This window comes from uncultured Paraglaciecola sp., from assembly GCF_913020055.1.
Lineage (GTDB): Bacteria > Pseudomonadota > Gammaproteobacteria > Enterobacterales > Alteromonadaceae > Paraglaciecola.
On sequence record NZ_CAJWCF010000158.1, the window covers coordinates 1 to 6,028 of the forward strand.

General features: G+C 42.2%; 6 protein-coding genes. All 6 read left to right on the top strand.

Features of this window, described 5'->3' with window-relative positions; translation table 11 throughout:
- A partial coding sequence (locus tag QZ488_RS20780; protein WP_293752347.1) for a hypothetical protein occupies positions 1-735 on the top strand: 735 nt, incomplete at its 5' end.
- 645 nt (positions 736-1,380) lie between these two features.
- Entirely contained in the window at positions 1,381-2,445 is a 1,065-nt protein-coding gene (locus QZ488_RS20785) for an MraY family glycosyltransferase (RefSeq protein WP_293752349.1), read from the top strand.
- Positions 2,446-2,536: 91 nt separating this feature from the next.
- A complete protein-coding gene (locus QZ488_RS21590) occupies positions 2,537-2,671 on the top strand; it encodes a polysaccharide biosynthesis protein (protein WP_366509085.1) in 135 nt (44 codons plus the stop codon).
- A 183-nt stretch (positions 2,672-2,854) separates the two neighbouring features.
- Positions 2,855-4,645 carry an ABC transporter ATP-binding protein gene (locus tag QZ488_RS20790; protein WP_293752350.1) on the top strand — a complete coding sequence of 597 codons (1,791 nt, stop codon included), beginning with the start codon at positions 2,855-2,857 and terminating at the stop codon, positions 4,643-4,645.
- A complete protein-coding gene (lhgO, locus tag QZ488_RS20795; protein ID WP_293752351.1) occupies positions 4,639-5,844 on the top strand; it encodes an L-2-hydroxyglutarate oxidase in 1,206 nt (401 codons plus the stop codon). The genes QZ488_RS20790 and lhgO overlap by 7 nt, the downstream gene beginning before the upstream one ends.
- A 20-nt stretch (positions 5,845-5,864) precedes the next feature.
- Positions 5,865-6,028 (top strand): NAD-dependent epimerase/dehydratase family protein (locus QZ488_RS20800; protein WP_293752353.1); only part of this gene is annotated, 164 nt, incomplete at its 3' end.

Genomic DNA, 6,028 nt, shown 5'->3' on the forward strand with positions numbered 1-6,028 from the left:
GATACCTTGGCACAAATTCAGGCAATTAATGATCCTAAGATTCGCATTATTCAATCGATATGGAATGAACAAATGCAAGACCGAGGTTATGTTTATGGGCAACAAAAAATGATTGCTCAGTTTAACTGCACTGGGGATTGGGCCTTTTATATTGAAGGGGATGAGGTTTATCATGAAGATGATTTGGATAAAATTACGCAGGCAATGGATCAATATGTTGATGACCCAAAGGTAGAGGCGCTTGTTTTTGATTTTATTCATTTTTACGGTAATGCCAATAGTTATTTGAATTCACCTGGCTGGTACCGCACAGAGGCGCGAATTATTAAGAATTCGATTAGAAGTTATGCGCCAGATGGGTTGTTTTGGTTGGTGCTTGACTCGAATAAAAAAGGTCGTTATCCAAGGGCAAAGCATACTGGAGCGAAATGTTATCATTACGGTTGGGTGCGGAGTGAGGCACAGATGAGTCTAAAAACGAAGAAGATTAGTCATCATTGGGGTGGTCAGGCCGTTAACATAGATTATTCTCAAATGGATCAATCTATTATTAAAGAATTTTTCGGTACTCATCCAAAAGTAGTCCAAGATTGGCTGCCTAAAGATAAAGGCATCTATCAAGTAGATGCTAACTATCAGCCAACCAAAAAACAAAAAAAACACAGATTGATGCTTAAGCTTGAAAAGTTACTTGGATGGGAGTTAAGTAAAAAACATTACAAATTAATTAAGTGAAGAAAATTTAATTGGGTTGCCTACTGGGCTGAAAATGATGGTTTCGATCGTACGTCCAATTAGCAGGTTCAGACCATTCTACGAAGGCAGTGAAAAGCGCGGTTTTGTCCTTAAGGCGCGGTGATAAAAATAATGTGGTGAGTTATGATTTTTTTAGGGTGTATTGGGTTTGAGTTGTGAGGATAGATGACATAAAAGTCTATTTTGTCCATTTTTGCCTACATACATTTCTGGGCTGTTTAAGTACAATACTAGGTCAGTAATAAAGCACTCAAGACTACTGTTTTAGAGGCTTTTAAGGATTTTTTTGCCTTTTAAAGGTGATTTTTAATCTAACGGTGAGCAACAGGGGTTGCGCGCTGGTGGCGGTAGCGTGCTTAAGTCTTTAGCTTAAAGGTCTGGGAAAATGGCTACGGTTTTAAGTAGCCCGACGTGGGGGCTGTGAGGTAAAGACACCAATGTTTTCCAAGCTTGTTAATTGGAGCCATTTTTAAAAGTTAATCCTGATGCTTTCGACGTCGTTGTTTTTGGTTTGCGCGTAACGTGTATAAAGGTAGAAAAGTTAATCTGTCTAAAACGTTTACTCGACAGTGTTAATGCTATTAAGTAGTCTGTTAAATTTGTTCGTTTAGAATAAGTTATTTTATGAATGATATTCCATATGGTTTCACCTTAGCATGCTTAATGGCGCTTGTGATTTCGGTGCTGGTAATTATTATTTGCCGACCATTAGCGGTTAAGTTCAACCTAGTAGATGAGCCGAATAGTCGCAAGTTGCATAATGGATCTATCCCTTTAATAGGTGGGGTGTCCGTTTTTATTGGTACCATAGTGCCTCTAGTGCTTTTTTTTGATTTGTCCGAGAAGGTTTTTTATCTGTTTGCAACAGGGTCATTTGTTTTTTTCATGGGTATGGTTGATGACCATACAGGTCTAGGCGTTAGGCTTCGTCTTTTTGTTCAAGTGATGGCATCAGTTATCATGATAAAGAGTACGGGGTTGTATGTAGAAAATTTGGGTGATTTGTTTGGTTGGGGCGATATTCATCTGGGGCAATGGGGTATGGTGTTTACCGTTATTGCCATTATAGGTTTAGTTAACGCCTATAATATGATAGATGGGATGGACGGTCTTTTGGCAACGATGGTTTTCGTCGCGTTAGCAGGAGCTGTGTTATTTCAAATAAGCAGCGGCCAAATTTTATTGGCTGAGCAGATGGCCGTATTAGGTGCTGCCATACTGCCCTATTTGTGTGTGAACTTAGGTTTTTTTACTAAGCGGAAGGTTTTCATAGGTGATGCTGGGAGTATGCTTTTAGGTTATATTTTAGCGTGGTTTTTCATCTATCTTTCCCAGAGCCCAATAGAAGCAATAAAACCGGTAAGTGTTTTATGGTGTCTTGCAGTTCCGGTAGTGGATACCGTAGTCGTTATGGGTAGAAGGATTTTAAAGAAAAAGTCTATCTTTGCTGCAGATCGTGCGCATTTACATCATTTGTTTCAGTTAGCTAAGGTATCTGATAGGAAAGCACTTTTAATTATTGATGCGCTAGCTGTGTCTTTGTTGCTGATAGGGTTTGTGATGTCGCTCTTTAGTGAGCTCTATAGTTTTGTTGCTTTTTTAATTGTTTTCTGCGTTTACGCTTATGGGGCTTTACATCCGTGGCGACTACATAAGCTTCTCCGGCAGTTTGTTGGAGAGAGAGACTAAAAGAACTAATGAGTTGCGCTGGCTTTTGGCAAATGAGAAAGTTTGAAAAAAGAGTTAGAGCGGTAGTGTAGTGTAGTGTGGGAATAAACCCATTTCGTTTTGTAATGTCTTAGGGTTTTCAGGGTATGGAATACCTGTGTTCTCAAAACAATTTGAGTTAGGCGGGTCGGTAACGGTAACTCACACAGATTTACTCGTTTTCATGACGACTCTAAAGGCGGTGTAATAGTTATTCAAGATGGCATATGGGGTTGGGATTGTAACGTCTTAACGGCTTTGATACGTTAAGGCCAATTTTAGCCTCTCATTCTTGAGTGATAACGGTCCTTGAATGTACTTTTGGGGGGTTCAACATAGTCACTGGAATTCAAGTAGACAATTTAAGTAATGTGTAGTAATCGAAGGTAGTATGAAAAGTCAATCAATCACACCCTTACTAAAACGCCTTTGGCGCCATATTAGTCCGCATCGTCATGGGCAGTTCAAGTTACTGATGTTGCTGATGTTGCTCGCCTCGTTCGCAGAAGTTTTTAGCATTGGCGCCGTGGTGCCGTTTCTTGGAGTGTTAACGGCGCCTGAACTTGTTTTTGAGTTACCTATCCTGCAACCTATTTTTCAGGCGTTAAAGCTAACTGAGTCAAAGCAACTGTTATTGCCACTTACTATTGTCTTTGGTGGGGCAGTGTTAATCGCTGGTGCTATGCGTTTATTGTTGCTTTGGACGAGTACTAGATTGGCTTTTGCCACTGGCTCTGATCTTAGTATTAGGATCTATCGCCGTACACTTTATCAGCCATATGCTGTACATTGCGGGCGCAATAGCAGTGAAGTGATTAATGGTATCTCGGTGAAAGCCAATGGAGTTATTTTTGGTATTATTATGCCTGCTCTAACACTCATTAGTTCCATCATTATGCTCACCTCTATTCTCATGACTCTGTTGATGGTACAACCTGTGGTTGCATTAGTCGCTTTTTCAGGGTTTGGTCTTATCTATGTAGTTATTATTCGCTTGACCCGTAAGCAACTATTGGCTAATAGTAAATGTGTGGCACGCGAATCTACTCAAGTTATAAAATCTTTGCAAGAAGGACTGGGCGGTATACGTGATGTACTAATTGATGGCAGTCAAGCTGTTTACTGCCAGATTTACCGTAATGCTGACATCCGTCTGCGTCGTGCACAGGGAAATAATGCATTTATTGGTAGTAGTCCTCGCTTTGGTATGGAGGCGTTAGGTATGCTCCTTATCGCCACGTTAGCGTATTTTATGGCTCAGCAGCCCAGTGGCGTTGCTAAGGCTATTCCCATTTTAGGCGCATTGGCGCTTGGTGCCCAGCGATTACTACCAGTGCTTCAACAAGCTTATGTTGCTTGGTCCGAAATAAATGGAGGATCGGCTTCATTAGAAGACACGCTTAAACTGTTAGACCAACCCTTGCCCTGTTACGCTAATCAGTCAGTTATACAGCCACTGCCATTCAATCACAGCATAAGGCTTAAGCAACTCGACTTTCGCTATAGCGAGCAAATGCCCTTTGTACTCAAGCAACTCAATCTTACTATTGCTAAAGGTAGTCGTGTTGGTTTTATTGGAACCACCGGTAGTGGGAAAAGCACCTTGCTTGATATTATTATGGGGTTGCTCCAACCTTCTGGTGGCGACTTGGAAATTGATGGCCAAACTATTACGCTAGGCAACAATATCGCTTGGCAATCCCATATTGCTCATGTGCCACAAGCAATCTTTTTGGCCGACAGTACTATTGAAGAAAACATCGCCTTTGGCATAGCCAAAGACCAGATTGATCATTCTCGAGTTAAATTGGCGGCTCAACAAGCGCAAATTGCTGAAATTATTGAAAGTTGGTCTAAGAAATACCAAACTATTGTTGGTGAGCAGGGTGTTCGACTGTCTGGCGGTCAGCGTCAGCGTATTGGGATTGCACGCGCTCTTTATAAGCAAGCTGATGTGATTATCTTTGATGAGGCTACGAGCGCGCTAGATAATGAAACCGAACAAGAGGTCATGCTGGCGATCGAGGGGCTCAGTAAAGAGCTTACTGTGCTCATTATAGCTCATCGCATCACCACCCTTAAAAATTGCACAGAGATTGTCGAGTTGGGTGGTAGTGGCATAAAGCGTATTGGCAGTTATCAAGATATTATGAATGATACTACCTTAACTAACACATGGTAGATAAAGTTGATGTGTTGATTGTAGGGGGCGGCATAGTTGGTCTAGCCACAGCTTTACGTATTATGCAAGAGAGACCACTGACCCGTCTGACTTTGATCGAAAAAGAGTTAGCTGTTGCACAGCACCAGACAGGTCATAACAGCGGGGTAATTCACTCTGGCCTCTATTATAAACCTGGCTCACTCAAGGCTATTAATTGCCGTGCTGGTTATCGACAAATGTTGGATTTTTGCCGAGAGCAATCTATACCACATGAGATATGTGGAAAGATTGTCGTGGCAACTTCACCTACAGAATTGCCGGGCTTGGAGGAGTTGTATCGCCGAGGTGTAGCTAATGGACTCACAGGTCTTCGATTTTTACAGCCTGCCGAGATTCGTGAAATTGAACCTCATTGTAGTGGTCTTCGTGGTTTGTTTGTGCCGCAAACAGGAATTGTTGATTACGGTGCAGTAGCGAGAAAATACGCGGAGTTACTGGCCGAGTTGGGTGCTGAGATTGTTCTTGGTGAGACGGTGGTTGATATTCAGCGACAAGGTGAGCAGGTTGAGGTTATAGGGGGTTCATGTACTTGGGTAGCGCGAGTTGCAGTAGTCTGCGCTGGTTTACAATCAGACCGATTAGCGCGCAAGTCAGAGCCAGATTTACCCTTACGTATCCTACCGTTTCGTGGCGAATATTTCCAATTTACCGCATCGGCCCCTAAGTTGGTCAATCATTTAATTTATCCTGTACCCGACCCCGCCTTCCCGTTTCTTGGCGTTCATTTTACCCGCATGATAGGCGGTGGCGTAGAGTGTGGGCCCAATGCGGTTTTTGCTTTTGGTCGCGAGGCCTATAAAAAAACAGATTTTAATTTGCGAGACCTTTCGGAATCTTTAACTTGGCCTGGGTTTAGAAAAGTGGCTACAAAATACTTTCGTACTGGGTTAGGAGAGTATCACCGGTCGTTCAGCAAGCAAGCCTTTGTCAAAGCATTGCAAAAGCTAATTCCAGAAATACAAGTACAGCATCTTGAGCCTGGTGGCGCGGGTGTCCGGGCACAGGCTTGTGATCGCCAAGGTAATTTATTAAATGATTTTTATATTCGTGAAGATGGTAATATTATCCATGTTTGCAATGCCCCGTCACCCGCGGCAACTGCATCACTGGCTATAGGTAAGACCATTTCTGACAATGTATTATCACTACTTAACTAACATATAAGGTTTAATTCAGCATGAAAATTCTTGTAACAGGTGGTTGCGGCTATAAAGGCCATGTTCTTATCCCTAAATTGCTAGCAAGGGACTATGAAGTGATTGCCTTTGATCTTCAGTGGTTTGGTAATTTTCTGGCGCCGCATAAAAACTTATCAGTGGTTAAAGGGGACGTGCGCGAGAT

Excerpts from the sequence above, each read along its gene's own strand:
- QZ488_RS20790 (WP_293752350.1), top strand. The coding sequence starts at position 2,855 with ATGAAAAGTCAATCAATCACACCCTTACTAAAACGCCTTTGGCGCCAT.
- lhgO (WP_293752351.1), top strand. The coding sequence starts at position 4,639 with ATGGTAGATAAAGTTGATGTGTTGATTGTAGGGGGCGGCATAGTTGGT.
- QZ488_RS20785 (WP_293752349.1), top strand. The coding sequence starts at position 1,381 with ATGAATGATATTCCATATGGTTTCACCTTAGCATGCTTAATGGCGCTT.